This is a genomic window from Alteromonas sp. LMIT006, from assembly GCF_024300645.1.
Classification (GTDB): domain Bacteria; phylum Pseudomonadota; class Gammaproteobacteria; order Enterobacterales; family Alteromonadaceae; genus Opacimonas; species Opacimonas immobilis.
Window position 1 is genome coordinate 2,151,274 of the sequence record NZ_CP101291.1, and the last position, 19,140, is coordinate 2,170,413.

Annotated in this window: 25 protein-coding genes; 3 read left to right on the forward strand and 22 right to left on the reverse strand. The window is 43.2% G+C overall.

Annotated features, from left to right (window positions below; all coding sequences use genetic code 11):
* Positions 1-170 precede the first annotated feature (170 nt).
* Entirely contained in the window at positions 171-2,408 is a 2,238-nt protein-coding gene (locus tag NLG07_RS10010) for an NADP-dependent isocitrate dehydrogenase (RefSeq protein ID WP_254855310.1), read from the reverse strand.
* Positions 2,409-2,677: 269 nt separating this feature from the next.
* Here NLG07_RS10010 and NLG07_RS10015 point away from each other — a divergent pair, with 269 nt between their 5' ends.
* Complete coding sequence (locus NLG07_RS10015) at positions 2,678-2,923, forward strand: TIGR02647 family protein (protein WP_254855311.1); 246 nt, start codon at positions 2,678-2,680, stop codon at positions 2,921-2,923.
* Here the strand turns inward: NLG07_RS10015 and NLG07_RS10020 are convergent.
* Positions 2,912-3,850 (reverse strand): NAD-dependent epimerase/dehydratase family protein, encoded by a 939-nt coding sequence (locus tag NLG07_RS10020; protein WP_254855312.1) that lies wholly within the window; start codon positions 3,848-3,850, stop codon positions 2,912-2,914. The genes NLG07_RS10015 and NLG07_RS10020 overlap by 12 nt on opposite strands.
* Positions 3,851-4,004: 154 nt before the next feature.
* Here NLG07_RS10020 and NLG07_RS10025 point away from each other — a divergent pair, with 154 nt between their 5' ends.
* A complete protein-coding gene (locus NLG07_RS10025; protein WP_254855313.1) occupies positions 4,005-4,190 on the forward strand; it encodes a hypothetical protein in 186 nt (61 codons plus the stop codon).
* Between the two features lie 14 nt (positions 4,191-4,204).
* Here the strand turns inward: NLG07_RS10025 and NLG07_RS10030 are convergent, their stop codons facing one another.
* The 7 genes from NLG07_RS10030 to NLG07_RS10060 form a co-directional block, all read right to left on the reverse strand.
* Positions 4,205-5,365: a serine hydrolase gene (locus NLG07_RS10030; protein ID WP_254855314.1), complete on the reverse strand. Its 1,161-nt coding sequence runs from the start codon at positions 5,363-5,365 to the stop codon at positions 4,205-4,207.
* 18 nt (positions 5,366-5,383) lie between these two features.
* Entirely contained in the window at positions 5,384-6,226 is an 843-nt protein-coding gene (locus NLG07_RS10035) for a polyprenyl synthetase family protein (RefSeq protein ID WP_254855315.1), read from the reverse strand.
* A 119-nt stretch (positions 6,227-6,345) separates the two neighbouring features.
* Positions 6,346-7,149 carry a bacteriorhodopsin-like gene (locus NLG07_RS10040; RefSeq protein WP_254855316.1) on the reverse strand — a complete coding sequence of 268 codons (804 nt, stop codon included), beginning with the start codon at positions 7,147-7,149 and terminating at the stop codon, positions 6,346-6,348.
* A gap of 271 nt (positions 7,150-7,420) precedes the next feature.
* Positions 7,421-7,585: a hypothetical protein gene (locus NLG07_RS10045; RefSeq protein ID WP_254855317.1), complete on the reverse strand. Its 165-nt coding sequence runs from the start codon at positions 7,583-7,585 to the stop codon at positions 7,421-7,423.
* A gap of 62 nt (positions 7,586-7,647) precedes the next feature.
* Positions 7,648-9,027 carry a ribonuclease J gene (locus tag NLG07_RS10050; RefSeq protein WP_254855318.1) on the reverse strand — a complete coding sequence of 460 codons (1,380 nt, stop codon included), beginning with the start codon at positions 9,025-9,027 and terminating at the stop codon, positions 7,648-7,650.
* Between the two features lie 48 nt (positions 9,028-9,075).
* The gene (locus NLG07_RS10055) at positions 9,076-10,419 is read right to left on the reverse strand and encodes a DUF1501 domain-containing protein (RefSeq protein ID WP_254855319.1); all 1,344 of its coding nucleotides are present in this window, start codon (positions 10,417-10,419) and stop codon (positions 9,076-9,078) included.
* 27 nt (positions 10,420-10,446) lie between these two features.
* Positions 10,447-12,216, reverse strand: a complete 1,770-nt coding sequence (locus tag NLG07_RS10060) for a DUF1800 family protein (protein ID WP_254855320.1) — start codon at positions 12,214-12,216, stop codon at positions 10,447-10,449.
* A gap of 133 nt (positions 12,217-12,349) precedes the next feature.
* Between NLG07_RS10060 and NLG07_RS10065 the strand changes: the two genes are divergently transcribed.
* A complete protein-coding gene (locus NLG07_RS10065) occupies positions 12,350-12,691 on the forward strand; it encodes a homocysteine S-methyltransferase family protein (protein ID WP_303049202.1) in 342 nt (113 codons plus the stop codon).
* Here the strand turns inward: NLG07_RS10065 and NLG07_RS10070 are convergent.
* From NLG07_RS10070 to NLG07_RS10130, 13 genes are all read right to left on the reverse strand, one after another.
* Complete coding sequence (locus NLG07_RS10070; protein WP_254855322.1) at positions 12,683-13,162, reverse strand: hypothetical protein; 480 nt, start codon at positions 13,160-13,162, stop codon at positions 12,683-12,685. The genes NLG07_RS10065 and NLG07_RS10070 overlap by 9 nt on opposite strands.
* Positions 13,163-13,242: 80 nt before the next feature.
* Entirely contained in the window at positions 13,243-13,506 is a 264-nt protein-coding gene (locus NLG07_RS10075; RefSeq protein WP_254855323.1) for a DUF2442 domain-containing protein, read from the reverse strand.
* Between the two features lie 218 nt (positions 13,507-13,724).
* The gene (locus tag NLG07_RS10080) at positions 13,725-14,039 is read right to left on the reverse strand and encodes a DNA-binding transcriptional regulator (protein WP_119912653.1); all 315 of its coding nucleotides are present in this window, start codon (positions 14,037-14,039) and stop codon (positions 13,725-13,727) included.
* The gene (locus NLG07_RS10085; protein ID WP_254855324.1) at positions 14,032-14,358 is read right to left on the reverse strand and encodes a type II toxin-antitoxin system RelE/ParE family toxin; all 327 of its coding nucleotides are present in this window, start codon (positions 14,356-14,358) and stop codon (positions 14,032-14,034) included. Before NLG07_RS10085 ends, NLG07_RS10080 begins: the two co-directional genes overlap by 8 nt.
* Positions 14,359-14,601: 243 nt before the next feature.
* Positions 14,602-14,985 carry a hypothetical protein gene (locus tag NLG07_RS10090; protein ID WP_254855325.1) on the reverse strand — a complete coding sequence of 128 codons (384 nt, stop codon included), beginning with the start codon at positions 14,983-14,985 and terminating at the stop codon, positions 14,602-14,604.
* A gap of 132 nt (positions 14,986-15,117) precedes the next feature.
* Positions 15,118-15,408, reverse strand: a complete 291-nt coding sequence (locus NLG07_RS10095; protein ID WP_254855326.1) for a DUF3144 domain-containing protein — start codon at positions 15,406-15,408, stop codon at positions 15,118-15,120.
* A gap of 133 nt (positions 15,409-15,541) precedes the next feature.
* Positions 15,542-15,892 (reverse strand): hypothetical protein, encoded by a 351-nt coding sequence (locus NLG07_RS10100; protein WP_254855327.1) that lies wholly within the window; start codon positions 15,890-15,892, stop codon positions 15,542-15,544.
* A 124-nt stretch (positions 15,893-16,016) separates the two neighbouring features.
* Positions 16,017-16,325, reverse strand: a complete 309-nt coding sequence (locus NLG07_RS10105) for a hypothetical protein (protein ID WP_254855328.1) — start codon at positions 16,323-16,325, stop codon at positions 16,017-16,019.
* A gap of 117 nt (positions 16,326-16,442) precedes the next feature.
* Complete coding sequence (locus tag NLG07_RS10110) at positions 16,443-17,036, reverse strand: hypothetical protein (RefSeq protein WP_254855329.1); 594 nt, start codon at positions 17,034-17,036, stop codon at positions 16,443-16,445.
* Positions 17,037-17,148: 112 nt separating this feature from the next.
* Positions 17,149-17,493, reverse strand: a complete 345-nt coding sequence (locus NLG07_RS10115; protein ID WP_254855330.1) for a hypothetical protein — start codon at positions 17,491-17,493, stop codon at positions 17,149-17,151.
* 123 nt (positions 17,494-17,616) lie between these two features.
* Complete coding sequence (locus tag NLG07_RS10120; protein ID WP_254855331.1) at positions 17,617-18,045, reverse strand: acyl carrier protein; 429 nt, start codon at positions 18,043-18,045, stop codon at positions 17,617-17,619.
* Between the two features lie 117 nt (positions 18,046-18,162).
* A complete protein-coding gene (locus tag NLG07_RS10125) occupies positions 18,163-18,555 on the reverse strand; it encodes a hypothetical protein (RefSeq protein ID WP_254855332.1) in 393 nt (130 codons plus the stop codon).
* Positions 18,556-18,710: 155 nt separating this feature from the next.
* On the reverse strand, positions 18,711-19,124 hold the full coding sequence (locus tag NLG07_RS10130; protein WP_254855333.1) for a hypothetical protein: 414 nt from the start codon (positions 19,122-19,124) through the stop codon (positions 18,711-18,713).
* Positions 19,125-19,140 lie beyond the last annotated feature (16 nt).

The following is a 19,140-nucleotide window of genomic DNA, read 5'->3' on the forward strand; positions in this document are numbered from 1 at the left end:
TTGAGACTTATGATAGACTGCTAATGCGTTTTTTGAAATAGATGATTTTGTACATATTAAATATAAATTTTATGACTTATAGATAACTATAGAATAAAAGTAGAAAGGTGCGAGAATTGGGCAAAAAAAAGCCACTTCAAATGAAGTGGCTCACATTTATTCACTTATGATTAAGCAAAGGCATTCTCTAAAATGCTGTTGAACGTCTCACTTGGGCGCATAACCGCATCGCGTTTAACCGGATCAGAGTAGTAATAGCCGCCGATATCTGCAGGCTGGCCCTGTACGGCAATCATCTCTTCAACAATCTTATCTTCGTTCGCGCTCAACTTCTCGAACAATGGTGCAAACTGTGCAGCCAAATCCGTATCTTGAGTTTGCGTAGCAAGCTGTTCCGCCCAATATAAACACAAATAGAAGTGCGAACCACGGTTATCTAACTTGCCCACTTTTCGCTGTGGCGACTTGTTATTATCGAGCAATTTACCGGTTGCAGCATCCAAGGCATCGGCTAGGATTTTCGCTCGTGTATTGCCGTTTTTCTCTGCAAACTGTTCAATCGAAACTGCCAAGGCTAAGAACTCACCTAACGAATCCCAACGCAAGTAATTTTCTTCAACTAACTGCTGAACGTGCTTCGGTGCTGAACCACCCGCACCAGTCTCAAATAAACCACCACCGGCCATTAATGGCACAACAGAAAGCATTTTAGCTGACGTACCCAACTCAAGGATTGGGAATAAGTCCGTTAAGTAGTCACGCAGGATGTTACCTGTTGCTGAAATCGTGTCTAAGCCACGGATAACGCGTTCAAGGGTATAACGCATTGCACGAACTTGCGACATGATACGAATATCCAAGCCTTCTGTATCGTGTTCTTGCAAATATAATTCGACTTTTTTGATCAGCTCGTTTTCGTGTGGGCGATATGGATCTAACCAAAATACCACTGGAGTATTCGAACTGCGGCAACGATTTACAGCGAGTTTTACCCAGTCGCGGATCGGAGCGTCTTTGGTTTGACATGCACGCCAGATATCGCCTTCTTCGATTTCTTGCTGCATTAAGACTTCACCCGAATCGTTATCCACAATGCGTGCTAAACCATCGCATGCAGCTTCAAATGTTTTGTCGTGTGAACCGTATTCTTCGGCTTTTTGTGCCATCAAACCAACGTTCGGTACCGTGCCCATTGTCGTTGGGTCAAAGTTGCCATTTGATTTGCAGAAGTTGATCATTTCTTGGTAAATTCGCGCAAACGTTGACTCAGGAATAACCGCTTTACATTCGTATTGATTGCCATCGGCGCCCCACATCATACCGCCAGAACGGATCATAGCGGGCATCGATGCATCAACAATCACATCGCTTGGTGAATGGAAGTTGGTAATGCCTTTGGTCGAATCAACATAAGCCAAACGCGGACGGGTTTTGTGACATTCGTGTAAGTCGCGCTCAATTTCTTCGCGCGTCGCCGCTGGTAAAGTTTTGATTTTGTCATAGAGCTCGGCCAAACCATTGTTGACATTAATACCTAACTCATCGAATAAAGCGCCGTGTTTGGCAAAAGCTTCTTTGTAATAAATCTTGATTGCATGACCAAATACGATTGGATGAGATACCTTCATCATGGTGGCTTTTACGTGCAACGATAATAAAATATCCGCGTCTTTACAGTCTTCAAACTCGCGCTCATAAAATTCACACAGCGCAGTTTTGCTCATGAACATCAAGTCTAATACTTCTTTGTCTTGCAACGGCAATTCAGCTTTTAAAACGTGTGCATTGCCTTCTTTATCAACGAGTTCCATGCGAACGTTGCGCGCACGATCTAAAGTCATAGACTGTTCGCCGTGATAAAAATCACCTTCTTTCATGTGCGAAACGTGGGTTTTCGACCATTGTTTCCACTCGCCCATACTGTGTGGGTTTTTGCGTGCGTATTCTTTTACTGCACGTGGCGCACGACGGTCAGAATTACCTTCACGTAATACAGGGTTAACGGCACTGCCTAAGATCTTGCCATAACGAGTGCGGATTGATTTTTCTTCATCCGTCTGTGGCTCATCAGGAAACGCTGGTAACGCATAGCCTTTCTCTTGTAACTCTTTGATACACGCTTTTAATTGCTGCACTGAAGCGGAGATATTCGGTAATTTGATAATGTTCGCATTTGGATCTTGCGTTAATTGGCCGAGGTGACCTAGGTTGTCTTCCACTTTTTGATCATCTGTCAAAAACTCTGAAAACTCTGCAAGCACACGAGCGGCAACACTGATGTCACTGACATCAACGTCGATGTCGGCAGACGCTGTAAAAGTGCGGATAATCGGTAAAAAAGAAGCCGTTGCTAAAAGAGGTGCTTCATCGGTATAAGTGTAAATAATTTTTTGTTTATTTTCAGACATGACGTTCGCAATTCCAAATTGAGAGGTTGTGTTGTGATTCCTTTTATATAGCCGATAGTAAAGGCTAAAGAAAAATTAATCAATAGCTGTAAATTGGTCTTACCAATAGCTTTAAAATGAACGTAAGCGCTTTATTTTATTAACATAAAGCACATTTCTATTAACTTAAAGCCGATTTAGGTAAGACTAATTGGTATGCTTATATAAAGCTTGACAGTAGAGAATAATTACTCAATAGTTTACATAAACATAACAAACAAGGATGTCAGATGGCATTTGATACCGACCAAATTGCAGAACTGGACCTACTTCTACTCTTCCCCGATACCAGCCATATGCAAGGACTCAAAATCCACCGCGATGCCGACCCAGCCAAAATAGCTGCCGCACAACGACTTTTTGATAAGGGCATTATTTCGCAGGTAGATGGTGGTTATTTGACAGAACTTGGGCATGACTTGGCCAAACACGTGCATATTCTGCAGTCTGCATTAACCAGTAAATCACTCGGTTAACGTTTGTTTGATGCCATGTGTGTAAGGCGTTACCACAAAATCTGAAAAACGGGCTTTGAACTTATCTGACACGAAAATATTGTCTATGCCATAACGTGGCCATAACTCTCGAGTTTCCGCGAGTGCGGGTTTAAAGAATTTTAATATTTCAAGTAGCCACCTATTTAGCACCCGATGCTCGCAAGGTCGACCCAGGACGTGTTGTGCATAGTCAATCATTTGGGCGTAGGTCATGCGCTCATCATCACAAGGCAAATGCCAAGTTTGGCCGTATGCATCACTGGTATTGCCCAATAACGCCGTTGCTCTGGCGGCGTCTTCGACATGGATGAGCGTACGTTTGGTGTGTTCGGATATGAAGATCCGCGCTTGCTTAGCTTTGCGTAATGCTTTTAACACCATTAAATTGGTGAAGCTCAACGTTTTACCCGGACCATAAAATTCAGGAGCTCGCGCAATGAGTGCGTGTAAACCTTGATGTTGCATCGCCTGCAACACACTTTTCGTCATATTAGCTCTGACTCGTCCTTTTGCCCCCTGCCCGACCACAGGGGTTTCTTCTGTTAATCGCGATACGTTTTGTGGGTACATGTAAGTGTTGTCAAAAAACACCAGCTTCGCATGGTGTGCGAGACAGGCATTAATCACATTCTGGGTAATTAATTCAAATTGCGCCTGCCACAGCTGGGTATTTAATGGCAATCCTACGACAAAATAGACAACTGAAGCATCTTTTACGGCCTCGAGAGCGGCTTGCTCATTGCATAGATCACTCGCCACCACTGAATAGCCATTTTCAATACTGAATGTTGCAGAAAGATCTTGTGGCTGACGACTGACCAAGCGAATCGGTTCATCAGTGAATGTGGGTAGTTGAGATGCCAATGCAAGACCGATGGGGCCTGTTGCGCCCAAAATAACCTGCATAATTACTTCCCCAAAAAATAGACTGAGTCGACAACAATATAGAGTGCAGTCAAAGTCGTCAACTTGCTTGTACATTCTATTTTTCCTGGGGTGTTTGCTTTGCCCAAAAATATCGGTACATTCTTACGTGTAAGTACAGAGAAAGATCACTGCTATGAATAATTTTAATCAATTTACGCGCTTTGCCGTGTTTGCCACAATCTGTATCGTTGGGATCCACTTTGCGTTTTATTTGATGAAGCAAGACCGTACATTAATGGCTCTGTTGCCAATAGGTATTGTCTTATGTTGTGCTTTTTATTATCTCAAAAAATACACCGAAATCGATAACGGTGAATAACGCTTATACCCGAATTATCTCATACCGTAGATCGTTTCGAGTACTTTCGTGCCGATTAATTCAGCCGGAATTGCTCCACTGCGACTGGCGTCAAGATTAGCTAACACTGAAAAAGACAGATTATATTCGGGAACATAGGCCGCAAAAATCGATACACCATGTACACTCCCCCTCACAACAGAACTGCCCAAATACTGCGACATGCCCAAGCCCGTTTGCCACCCTCGCTGCATAGGCGCATCCAAACCAGCCAACAACTTTCGCGAACCAATCGATAAAAAATCAGAGCTCATCACTAAATGCATAAATTGCGTCACATCAGCACTGGTCGACACAATCGATTTTGACGGGCCAGCCCATTCTAAACGCCATTGCTCAAGATGAGTCAACCTAGGTCCAGGTTTATAAGCAAATTGCGGATGCGCATAGCGATATCCATAAGAAACATCACCCGAGAATGGCATCAGCATGTAAGCAGTATCATTGAGACCAAGTGGATTGAAAACATACTCTTGTAAAGCCTCAGCAAGAGACATATTGGTCGCTCGCGCCAAAGCTTCTCCTAGTAACACTCCGTTAGTGGCACTATAACGAACATCATTCCCCGGAATGAAGCTTAGCGGTTTATTCTGCACCCATTGGAATAATTCTGGAGCCTGCCAAATCCTTGATGGATCAGTTTCAACCTCTCGTTGAAATTCCTGAAGCCGTAAATAATCGCTAAGGCCAGAAGAATGAGTCGCTAAATTGCTAAGAGTCAGCACCGAGGCATGCGTGGCCTCTGGAACGTATTGTGCAAGTGCCTGATCTATATGCACTATGCCTAAATCCTGTAAGCGCAAAAGTAAGGTAACTAACATAGCGTGTGATGCGTCAGCTAAATAAAATCGCGCATGCATTGGCATGGCTGTTTCAACATTAATTTGACCATACGCATACTCTGCATAAACAAGGGGCTTAGCACCTTGTGCAGAGGTGAATACCACACCGGTTGCACTGGAATCTGATGCAAGAGAAGCGATGAGTTTAGATAAAGATTGTGCTGATAATAAAGGCGGTAATGAGTCGGGTTTGTTCGATGTTGTAGCAAGTTTAAACCACACACCTACGAGCAGAATACAAACGACAATCCCCAAAAACAAAAACTTTGTATGCTCGATAATGAAATGTTTCATTCAGGTTACCCTGAGACTTTAATCAACACATTTGATTAGTTTATCAGCGACTTTGACAACTTCAAGTGCACAATTATTTGGCAGTAATGCCAACTCTTTTTTGCACATCATTAATAGGTATTTCACGCGATTTTGGGCAATGAACAGAGCCTCATCGGTGGAGCTATTATTCGCTAAGATTGAGACAATATTGAGCGTATCGTTTTGAGCATCCGTTTGCCAATCTTGCATATCATCGAGAATCTGATACGCGATGGCAAATTTGGCCGCAATGTAATTAACGTTTGGCAGCAAGTCACTGCGGTCAATCAAAACCATAGGGAGAGCTAATGCCAAGCGGAATAATGGACCAGATTTTTGCGCTGCAATATGCTCGTATTGTTTGGAATCTTTGATATTGGATTTATCCAAATCTAGCGTTTGCCCTTTGACTGTTTCGGCAACCGCTTTGTGAACTTCATGCAAGCAGGCGCGAACGTGTTCAACCTGGGTCAGTTCAGTCAGTGCTCCAAAGGCAGCATTGATCATGGCATCGCCAGTACAAATGGCGCGAGCTTGGCCAAATTTTTTCCATACGGCCATGTTACCACGACGATATGCATCTCCATCTTGTAAGTCATCATGGACTAATGAAGCATTGTGGAGAAGTTCAACGCAAGCTGCGATGGCAAGAATATCAGATTGTGGTAGGCCTAATTGAACACCAGCATTAATACAAATCCTAGCACGTGTTCTTGAACCTCCCGATTGGAGATGAAATGCAACCGCTTCATCACTTTCTAGACGTTGTAACATTTCGACTTCAGTGAGGTCACACAATTCGTTGATGGTTTGTGTGGATAATAGACTAACGTTTTCCATGCCGGCCTCGCAGTTATTATTATAAGTACCTGTTGAACGTATATTTTTTGGGGTATTGCTGTAATACAAAAGGTTGACCAGCCAAACTATTGCTTGACTGGTCACGAGTCATATCAAGCTTATGCTTGATCCGCTGTGCCTTTAATTGTTTGGCTTTCAGACGTCGCTGCGTACCAAATCAATAGACCAAATGCGACTTTGTTCACTAAGTCCGCAAGGTTGTATACGATGTTTAACGCCTCTGGAGACGCTGCACCTAACATATAACCCATGACATAGCCAATTGGGTAGATTGCCCAACCTACAGTCACAATCCAACGCATTGTGTTATAAGCATACTTAACCGCATCAGAAGCATTCTTCTCTGCTGCTTTGCCTGCTTCACCGGCGAAGATTTCATACAAGATATAGAACCAACCCAACATCCCGATAACAAAACCGATGGTGATATCCATGTAACCCGCTTCCGCTAAGTAACCTGGAACAAGCATTACCAACGTACCGATGAGCAAACGCCAGAAGATACCAGCAGTCGCTACACCAATCGCACGTAAAATTAAGTAAAACTCAATCATTAGTAATGGTACTGTTAACAACCAGTCAATATATCTAAATACGGTTGGTGAAGTGCCTGTATCGACCCATACATCACGCATGTAGAAATAATGCACTGCAGCAATGAATGTAACCAGTGCAGATACCACTAGAGACGTTTTCCATTTTGCAGTAACTGATTGTGTTTCCCAAAGGAAAAACACAGTAGATGCCATTAGAGCCATCGAGATCAGCCAGAATGTAATTCCGACAAAATCGTTCTGGTCTAGGTTACCTGCATACGCAGTACCTGGCACCATCATCAGCAAGCCCATCACGCCAAGCGCTTTGAGCGAGCTTCCTTTTTGTAGCACATTTGAAATTTTCATATTTTTCATGCCTTCTTATTTTTTTAAAAAAATAGTGAGTGTTCCATAGTGACCACATATTTTAGTCCCTAGGTACATTTATTGGTACAAATGTGAACACAGATGGATCTCTATTCGCTAAGTTTTTGTTAACTTTAAATTCACATAAATGTTCATTATTTTTTACATTTATACTAAAGATCCAGAAAATATAAGGGATTGAAGATGGTGGGTAGCGGCATCAATTTATTTTGAAAAAATTAATGCCTCAAATGAGCAGAAACAAAGAGGATTAACTGGCAAATTTTTTGATGTAGACAAATACGGCAAGTAACACGATCGACACTGGTAATAATGCCATTCCCGGCGAGCCATCTAAAACCAGCGTACCGGCGGTCAAAATCAATGCCACCAAACAAACGGCTATCACAGCCAAAAAGAACAGTTTCTTGAACATAATGCACCTGTATTATTGTGTTGTCATACTATGCATACGCATCACAACACACTAAAAGTTCACTATTGGTCAATGGGAATTCGACTGGGGACAGAAACTTGTCGCTGAATACTGGGTTCAGGAGCAATAACAAATAAGTCACCATTGCGACCAGTCAGCTGTAAAGGTACACCGTTTTGTTGAGCGATGTGCGCATTGATGCCCATATGGTAGCTTTCCCCATGAGTGGGAATAGCACATTTTGGTTTTACCCATCGATACATCTGGGCAAGGTTTTCAGCGTTCGCATGCCCCGAGACATGAATAGTGTGTTGCGTATCATTTTGCTGAATGACATGAATATCGCGTTCTTTGAGTTGCTGAGTGATTTTATCGACAAACGCTTCATTACCGGGGATCACCATGGAGCTAAAGATCACGCTATCCCCAGAGTCTAAATCACACCAACGATGACGGTTGGCGGCCAGTTTAGCTAGAGCTGCTCGCGGCTCGCCTTGACTGCCTGTCGCCACAATCAGTACCTCATGTTTGGGCAGATACCCAATGTGTCTTGAGGGGATGACTTGCGCCTCTTCTGGCCAATAACCACATTGACGGGCAATGCTGATCATATTTTCAAGCGCACGACCAAACACTGCCATATATCTGTACGTGGCAATGGACACCTGAGCCAAGCTAACCAGCCTAGCAATATTACTGGCAAAACACGTCACCACCACTCTGCCCGTTTGCGCCTTAACAACTTGGGTCAATCCATTTAAACACGCTTGCTCAGATAACACATCGTCGGCTTTGGGCGCATTGGTCGAATCGCAAACCATTGCAGTGATCCCTTTGGCACCGAGAGCTTTGTAACGACTCGGTTTGAATTTATTGCCGATGACCGGCGCATCATCGATTTTCCAATCCGCCGTATGTAACACGCGCCCTACTTCAGTGGTGATCAATAACGCCTGGGTTTCAGGAATAGAATGGGTGATGGGTAACCATTTCACGGTAAAAGGACCTAAATCAAGCTCGTCACCAGGCTGTACTTCGACAATCGGAAGTTCGTAATACAAGTCTTCTTGGTAAAATTTGCGCCGGATCACTTCGGCGGTAAAGCGCGTGGTATACATGGGAACTTGCAGTTGTGGCCAGATGTGTAGCAACGCACCAATGTGATCCTCGTGCGCGTGAGTCAGCACGATGGCTTGCAAATCGTCTTTGCGCTCAATGATGAAGCTAGCATCGGGAATGACCATACCATGACGTTTTACGTGCTCTTCATGGTCTTGACTAGAGTCAAGTGGCACATTAAAGGTAGATCCACAATCGACCATGAGCCATGCATTGGAGTGGCCATAGAGATTCAGATTCATGCCAATTTCACCAGTGCCCCCGAGGGGTAAAAACCAGAGATCAGTATGAGAGGGAGTTAATTGATTTGTGATGTTTTGCATATCAATATGATACGCGATTTCGGCTTAATTAGTTTTAGTTAATTTAAATTAAAACAACTCAAACCCCGCTCGACCAAAACGACTATAATGCGGGAATACATCCGCAATCTCAGACTGCCCTAGACCAAACCACTGAGCGATTTGCGCGCCAAACTGCTCAATCGATGTGGTGGGAATCATCCGACCATCGCCCAAATCATTCTGACTATTGATCACTTGCTCTGGCACATCACCTTGAATGCGCCCACCTTGAATCGGAGTCCCCATAATCACTTGATGACCAGCCCAGCCGTGGTCAGTCCCATCACCATTGGAGGTGAGAGTTCGACCGAATTCTGACTGGGTAAACGTCACGACGTTATCGGCCATGCCGCGAGCTTGTAAATCCGCATCAAAGCCGGCCATCGCCTCAGCTAATATGTTTTGTAATCGCGGCAACTGATTGACTTGATCATCGTGAGTATCAAATCCACCTAAGGAAGCGAAAAAGATTTGTCGTCTTTGCCCTAGCACAGATTGCGCTTGAATGACGCGGGCGATCATTTGCAGTTGTTCGGCGAGATTTTCGCCTGTGCCATAGGTCACATCCGTTGTTGGGATGTCGGCGAGCGCTTCGCTTAACAACGCGTTGTTTTCACGCACAGCCAAGAGTTTTTGGGCATAAGCACGACTAAACGTATCGTCTGCCGCATGTAATATTCGCAAATAATGTTCGATGCGGTGATTGTTCCAATGATGTTGCGGGTCAAGGCCACCAAACTGCTCCACCCCATCGGTATTCATGACATAGTGTTGCGCTTGACGCCCAGATTGGAACAAATTCGTCCCGCCAAGACTGAAACTCAATGGCAGTGATGCATCCGTGTCCATTAGAAGATCTGCCATGCGCCCGCCCCACCCTGAGGTCGTACCGGTATCCATCACGCCGTTTTGCCAAAGCGCTTGCTGGTCATTATGAGAAAATAACTGAGGGGGTTGCAAAGCATCATTATTGAGTAATTCGGTTTTGGTCGCAGGCGCGAGCATGGGGCCAACATTAGTAACAAATGACGCCCGCCCGTTATTGAACAATCCCGCCAGTGCACTGGCAGCATCTGGCATGGCTAACGGCATGGCATCTGACTGGTTCAGAGCGATCAGCTGTTCACGAGGTACCGCGAGGGTTTGTCTGGTGGATGCATAATCTTGGTAGCTAGAAGCATCGGTTGGGATCAATAAATTAAAGCTGTCGTTTCCGCCATACAAAAAAATACAAACCAAGGCTTTATAATCACTAAAACGATGCGCCGACAACGCTTGTCCAAGTTGTAACTGACTGGCTAATGTTGAAAAACTGGCCATACCGCCAAGTGTGGCACCGATGGAAGTCGCTAAAAATTGTCTTCTATTCATGTTGAATTTCCTATCGAGTCTAGCGAGTTATCGTTGGACGGCAAATTGAGGCGAACCGGTCACCAGAAAAACCAGTTCTTGAATACGCTCACGATCATCGAGCCATTGTTTGGCTTGGTTGTCATAGTCAATCATGGCGGTGCGCATCTCATCAGACATAGCACCTGACAACAACACTAAATCAAGATAATCAATAAAGGGAGCGACATTTTGCGCGAGCATAGGCGTAAACTGTGCATAGTCAATGGTCATGCCGCGGTTATGACCACTATCCACCTCTTCTGCTGTTGGCACCCACATCGACCACCAGCCTGCATGATTGGAATTTCGCACCATGTACGTATCGTTGATGATTTGCATCTCCGGTGCTGCCAAACCAAGGTCTGCAAGCTGACCGACAGGCGAAAAATCATCTAAGAAAAAATTAAAGACCGATGGCGCAGCTAATGGCGCCTGATTATGTGGGTACTCTAGCCACTGCGGGCCAAGTTCTCCGTCTTTATAAATACCAAAGGCTCGAATTAATTGCATACCGCGAATAATCGGCTCTTTGACTTTGCCAAAACTCGATGCTTGTTCACTGATTGGCTTCCTCGCCTCATCGTCTAACAAAGTCGCTCGCACCACCGCTTCCAAATTACCCCGTACGCCAGAGCCATCATCATTAAACACTTGCGCCACGCGAGCAATGTATTGTGGCGTAGGGTTGGAAGTCACTAAACGTCGAATGATGTGTTTGGCGACAAAGGGGCCGACATTGGGGTGCTCAAACAAACTGTCTAGTGCCATTTGCATGGCAGTTTCCCCATCAGTGCCCGGCTCAACAATCACATTATTGAGGAGTTCTTTACGCACATCTTGGGCATGGTATTCCGGTACTAAGGTCATTGGATTGCGAAAATTGCGATTTTGCCACCAGCGATGCCAAGTGTCAGCCGTGGTACCGCGAAAATGCCAACCGGTAAAGACATGGGCATAGGCTTTTACTATGTCAATATTATAGGTCGGAATAGGCTTACCGTTATTCAGTTTGAGACTACCATCAAGGTTCAGCTCATCTAAGCCAATGGTAAATAACTGCATGACTTCCCTAGCGTAGTTTTCATCAGGTCGGATATTATTGGCAAGGTCGGGTTTTTCATTGCCCAACATATTCAAATACACGCCCATAACGGGTGAGAGAGTAACATACTCCAGTAAGTCTCGGTAATTACCAAAAGCATGCTCTGCAAGACCATCATAATATCCCGCAACATCTAATTGCTGGCCGTCTAAAATACTTTTATCTGAGACCACGAATAATTGACTCAACGCAAACGCGACGCGCTGGCGTAACTGGTCTTCACCATGTAGTGCAATATCCATCCACGCGCCATAGCGATGTCCGCCCCAAGGGCTGTCTGCGTTGTTATCTTTTGCGTTTTGATCGGCGTTAAAAATTGCTAAGGTTTTAGCACGATGAGAACTTATCGGTGCATTGACTTGCTCGTCGAGCCAAGACGCCAAACCGTACTGTGCAACCTTTTCAATTTCTGCCATAGTCGGACCGAAAGTCGCTTGGGTGAGAAAACGCGCAGCGTCCTGGGGCGTCGTCGATGCATTTTGAATGGTCGTCGAGGATGTATTGTTGGAAGGCGAACTGGCTGAAGTAGTGGAGGTTGAATTCGAAGTGGCCGTGTTTGTTGGGGAATTAGCACTGGGCACACTAGTACTTGCTGTATCACTACTGCCACCACATCCTGTGATGAATAGCGCCGTTCCAATTAGCGCTATTTTTAAAGGGTGGGTTATGTTCATCGCATTAACCTTAAAAACTGTCTGACACACTTTGCGTATGAATCTCGAACATACATTATGTGAATTTTATACGTCAATGACAATATATCGGAATATAATTAAAAGAGCGTATAAATAAACCCAGCCAGATCATTTGCTTAGAGGAGAGTCATTGCGCGATGCGGTTCATGCAAAATTGCCTCTTTCTCCTGATGCAATTTTGCTACATTGCTCTCGGCCAGAAGCTATCACACAAGCATTGCCCATTATTGAAGGGTATGGAGTGACATTTGCTGCTTATGCCAATGGCTTTGAATCGGTTACCTCACTTTATCCTGGAGAAACCGTCAAAACGCTTCAGACACGAACAGATTTTACGCCCAAACAGTATGCCAAATTTGCACAATCATGGCGTTCAGTGGGGGCTAGGATCATTGGTGGGGGTTGTGAAGTAACACCAGAACATATTCACATGCTCAATACTGAATTAGGGTAAATCAACCTTGTTTACGTTAACCGATAATGACATGAAACCGTATTTCTTCACCTTCTCATTGTTTGCAACTCCTTCATAGACTGATTGCATGGAAGATGAATCAAACACCGTTATCTTTTCGACATAACCATAACGATCACTCATCGACATGGACTCGGCATTTCGGCAAGAAGGTCCCGTGATAGACGCATGATATTGTGGAGATAATGGTACATCAAAATTCGCAATGTTTTGTTCTTTCCACACGACACGCCAGTCTCCTCCTAAACATTTTCTCTCTTTAACTTCGCAAGTGAGCGTCAACGAATCTTGAACCCAACCTGATTGAGTATCGACATCCAATACGGCATTAAAGTGAACTGGCTCAGCAGACGGCATATTGATGGCTGTTGCCCCGCAACCGACTAAAATAACTGAGGTGACGCATGAGCATAAGGTCATAAGAGATATTAATAACAATAGGATTTTCATTCTTTCACCTGCCGATACGATTTCTTAAAAAATTGGCCAGATTAGGTCCCAATCGGATTGTATAGCTGCTCTAATTTTCATCAGTACCTAACATACCGAAAACAAACAACCCTAACGTTATTAAAAATGTAGCAATATTGGAAGACCAACCAAGTATACGAACAAACAACAGTTTCTAGCTCTGGATCAACCGACACTTTTGAGAAAAATGTTTGCTCCTTTAACGGCTCAAACATCGGACCTGATAATTTATTTTCGAGATCTACCTCTCCAGATGTACCATCATCAAAACTTACCCAAAGCTTAAAGTCGTTAATGTACTTTGCGTTTTTGACGTGTAGCATTGTTCTACTCCAAAGGTGCTATGTAGTTTAGCGGCTCGCCATGCTGAGCACGTCGCCAGTTTTCTTTTAATTCAGGTTTATGTAACTCTAACCATTCTTGTACGAATTTTTACGGAACTGAAACTTGAGTCACATAACGCTTGATTGACGTGCCGAACGCAGTGAGGTCACAGCGAAGCGAAACCGCCAAGCGTTGCGAATCACTCTTAAATGCTTTGTTATAGCTCTGCGATGTGCGACAGTGTTTCTGGATGACGCTGTACCAACTTTAGAAGAGTAACAGCTTGCCCATTAGGTGCGCTACGCCCTTGCTCCCAGTTTTCCAATGTGCGTGATGATGTATGCAGTAAACGAGCAAATACACCACGAGACATATTAAACTGCTCACGAATACTAACTATTTCATCAGGCGAAATATCTAATTCACTAATGTCATTTACTTGGTGAGTTTTCAGAGTCACTTTACCCTCTGAATGCTCCTTAGCTTCAACAAGTGCAGAACTTAGCTCTGCAAATAGGTCACGATTACTCATTGCGCCACGCCTCCATAAAAGCTTTTAACTGTTTCTTTTGATATGCGGTTAAGTCTGCCATTTCATTTTTGCCGTAAATGGTTAGCAAATAAAAACGACGCTTTTCATCGAGGAAATAATAGATAACACGTGAACCACCACGCTTTCCTTTACCTTTACTTGCTACTCGGATCTTTCGCAAACCACCTGTACCTTGAATTACATCACCTTGCTTCGGGTTCGACATTAGTTCAGCTTGGAACAGTCGAAACTCTTCGTCATTGAGATATTCATTTCGGTACTTTTCAAATATGCTTGATTCAACAAATACACTTTTCATAAGCAAAGTGTACGCAAGTAACGTACGAATAGCAAACTATACGTGATTTACGTAGTATTACAAATTGGGAGTGCGGACCTGAATAGAGCTATAACGCCCACATTTGCGGCAGTTTGTATTTGCTAAAATCTGCAAAAATTGAGCGCAGTGAAATGCAGGTTTTAGCAAATACAAAATGTCCGAAGGAGTGACAACGACTGACAAAATGCTCTTGTTAGGCATCTATTTCTCCTAATCTAATACCTAGCGACATTGGCGGAAAACGTGTCTGATAGTAATTTCAAATGGGTCTTGTAGTCGAAAGACAATTTGATTGTAAGTGCCTTCACCCAAATAGTCACTGTAAGAGCAACTTTTTATCATTACCGGTGATTTCGGTAACTCAAATTTATTTGAAACAGTTGATTCACCTTCTCGCTTTAATGCAAGACCAAGTCCCGGATACCTTCCTTCGATGTCTATTTCACACGGTTTAATAGTGAAAACCGAGTCATCATCAAAGACTAAATTAACTTCATAACAAATCAAAAAATCCTTGTTGGTATCGTCCTGCCAAGCCGGGGAAACACTGTCATGATTACTACTGATTAATACTTCGGTTAAATATTTTTCTGAGAAATCAGTCATATGCTACGGGATGCCTAACGCCCCGCTCAGCAGCGCCGAGTATGGAGCGATTTTGTGTTAATGTCTGAGCGCAGCGAGCAACACAAAATTGTGGAATGCTCGGTGTCTGTCTGGAGCGGCTTGTTATAAGCCCTATTCATCATTACCCATATACTTGTCGAAATTTTGGATATAATCATTTAAATTCTCTTCGAGCATTTTTTTGTATTCGGAGGCAAAATATTCGATTGTTTCATTTTTTGCAGATTCCATTTCTTCTTTAGAATTCCACCCACAAGCACTAATCCAAGAATTAAATCGAGCAGTTGCATACATCATCGATGCACTTACTTTCCCGCGACCAATTTCTTCAGATATTTGATCGTTTGATAAATGAATATGTGAATCGGCTCTCTCGTAAAATTTGTCATCCACCTCTTTCATAATGATTTATCCCGTGGGCTTATAACGCCCGCATAAAGGGCAGTAATACGTAGGCTAAAATTGGAACGAAGTGACAGAGCCTACGTGTTACTGTCCCAGCGAGCTTGCGAGCGATTTAATGCGTTTGTTATGTTTACTTGCCTAAAAATCGCAGTTGTATTTTTAACATTAACGCTAACAGCAAGCCGCAAATAATAGGTGTAGCCAATATAAAATTTACCCGCCCTTGATGCCAGTTCTGAGTAAGCCAATAAATAACAAAAAGTACCGAATAAATAGGAAACAGAATCATTAATTTGTTTTCTTGTACTGCCGCTTTTGTGTATTGACCTAGTGCTAGTGACATAAAAAAGAGAAAAGAAAAAACGAAATAAGTTGCATACAGAGTGTTGTAAATGGCTTCCTGCAATGGCTTTTGAATGAGGAGTATGACAAATAGAATGCTCAGTCCAATAAATGGGAATCGCGCCGTTTTAATACTCATTAGTGCCTAATTCCTAGCGTAAACATAACGCCCCGATAAGGGGCAATTGCTTGCATGCGAAAATGGCGAAGCCGCGTGCGAGGAATTGTCCCAGCGAACGGAGTGAGTGAGCTTGATCGGTTTGTTAGGTGTCACGATACCAATCACTTCCTAAAAATTTTTCAGGTATATCCTGTTCACTTGGATCATCAAAACCAAGCGCCTCCAATGTATCAAACCAAAGATCTCTCTTGGACGTTGGTAGTTTTGTGCCACACCACGGGCAATATGAAATACCTGCAGAAGCAGTACCTCCATCATGAATGATTATGCCGTACTCGTCGAACTTTGGAATATAGGAAATGAGAGTGTCAGGGCATTCATATCCATCACTATGTTGTTCACAATCAAACTCAATCGCTTTTTCCATTTCATTGCAACAATGTTTAATCACACGCGACACCTAACGCTAAGCTAACGGGCATAAACGGAATGCGAAAATTTGCGAAGCCTCGCATTGCGTTTGTGTCCCAGTGACCGCAGGGAACGAGTTAAGCGCCTTGTTATATTCCTACACTGAATCACATTTAGCCCTCTGTTTTACGTTGTCTATGTATTCCTCGTATGAAGAGAATACATCCAGCACAATCTTGGCATCAGGCTTTAGCGCAATAAACTTTTTATTCATTTCCAAACTTTTATTGAACGATGCACAAGCTAAAAAAACTTGGTCATTTGCAATGTAGGTATAGCCTCTATGCAAATAAATATTTGTTAAATCATCATAGCGTTCTAACTCTTCATAAATCATTGCAGACTTATCTAGAAACTTAATTGACGCATCAAATCTGTCCTCATATTTGATCGTAGAGTTATTAAATCCGTTTTCAATGTAACGGCTTAAATAGAGTTCAACGCTACTGGACCTGAGGAAAATTGCATAAGCTTTGTAAGCTTCGGCAAGTCCAACACGGTCGTTTTCTGTTTGATATATGTCGATTGCTTCAATTATAAGTTTTTCAGCTGGTAGCGGCCTTTCGTTTTGATCGAATAACCAATAAGCATCTGAGATTTTTTGTTTTGGGTCAGATGTATATGGCACCAATGCAGCTGCACACCCTAATAAATTAGAAAACAATAAAACGATTATTGCTGTTCGAAGCATGATTTTTCCTTGAATATAACGCCAATATTAAGCGGCCGGTTTGGAGGCGCACCGCGCCGGAAAACGGGTCCGGTGGAGGCCCGCCAGGGCCGGAACGAACTTGAATGACTTGTTAAGTGACCTCACTCCATAGATCGAGCAAATCGGCGTAATGGGCTGCCAATGATGTAGTTTTACCTTCGCTCGATACATTGGCCACCTCAAGATCACCAAACACCTCGACTATAGCCTCGACTTCCCTTTCCTGAAGCACTACACGAAACAAATCAGTCTCTTTTCCACCTTCGTGCTTTTCAGGCTTTTCTATCGGGCCTCGCTCAATGATCGTCTGCAGTTTATTTGCGATCCTTGGATGCGCTGGACGAACCACATCAATGGTTTCTTCTATCAGTGACCTGCAAAGCGCATTCGCCGCCTTAGCTAACTCTCTATATTCAGACTGGTTCATGGTAGGCACTTAACGCCCGCATAAGGGGCAGCAAAACGTAGCGGCGATTGGTTAAACTTTGCGAAGCACCAAAACTAATCGCCGCGTAGTTTTGATGTCCCAGGGAGCGAAGCGACCGAATTGATGCGCTTGTTAGGTGCCTTTACGCTTACTCTCTACCAAACAAACTAGGTCTTTAATTGTCCTTGCCGATGATGCTTCGTCGTCTGAAATTTTTATAGAGAACCTATTCTCTAATGCAACGACAATTGCAACATCCGCCATTGAATCAAACTCCCAAAAAAAGCTCAAATTTTTGGAAAAGTCGTCACATGACGAAAGCCTAGAAAGATCTACATCAAGCTGTTGTTCGAGAACCTCCCTGACTCCCACAGCCACTTCTTCAGAGAAACCTTTTTGTTGAAAGAATGTTTCGTAATACTCGCGCGGTGACAACCTCTTACGATTTGTAAACGCCTTATCAAGCTTCTTGGCTTTCCTAGGACCTTCATTCCAGGTCGCGAGAGCGAACCACACAAGGCCAGCAACTGCACAAATGATTATGAGATACGAGCTATCCATAGGCACCTAACGCCTTACTAATGGGCGCATAAATGCTTGGCTAAAATTAGCGACGAAGGAGCACAAGCCAAGCATTTTGCGTCCTTTTGAGTAACTTGTTATAAGGCTTTACTCCAATTACGGTGTTTCAACGTATTGCCTTTTTCTAAATATTTTACATAAACGTTCTGAACAAAATTCAAGTGTGACGTTATCAAAAAAATAGGCCGAATCAAACATAACGACCCATTTATCGGAACTATAAAAGTATTCTGGATTTTGTAATAAATTCCCTATTTTCGACGATTTATTATCAGCACTAACTAGGTTAATGGCATCAATACTTTTCTCTGGGCTGGTTTGCAGGTTGGAAAGAACTTCATTTTTACTCATGCCGATTGAGAACCCGAAAGCGCTGCCTTCTTCAACAATCTCATGAATTGCACTTAACCAAAAAAATACAACAATAAATATCAGAAACGATATTGTTCCTAATGCAGCACTTGAGAATAAGTAATTTTTAGTTTTCATCCATTAAGACCACATGAGTTGGATTAGCCTTATAACGCCCACATTTGCGGCAGTTTGTATTTGCTAAAATCTGCAAAAATTGAGCGCAGTGAAATGCAGGTTTTAGCAAATACAAAATGTCCGAAGGAGTGACAACGACTGACAAAATGCTCTTGTTAGGCATCTATTTCTCCTAATCTAATACCTAGCGACATTGGCGGAAAAACGTGTCTGATAGTAATTTCAAATGGGTCTTGTAGTCGAAAGACAATTTGATTGTAAGTGCCTTCACCCAAATAGTCACTGTAAGAGCAACTTTTTATCATTACCGGTGATTTCGGTAACTCAAATTTATTTGAAACAGTTGATTCACCTTCTCGCTTTAATGCAAGACCAAGTCCCGGATACCTTCCTTCGATGTCTATTTCACACGGTTTAATAGTGAAAACCGAGTCATCATCAAAGACTAAATTAACTTCATAACAAATCAAAAAATCCTTGTTGGTATCGTCCTGCCAAGCCGGGGAAACACTGTCATGATTACTACTGATTAATACTTCGGTTAAATATTTTTCTGAGAAATCAGTCATATGCTACGGGATGCCT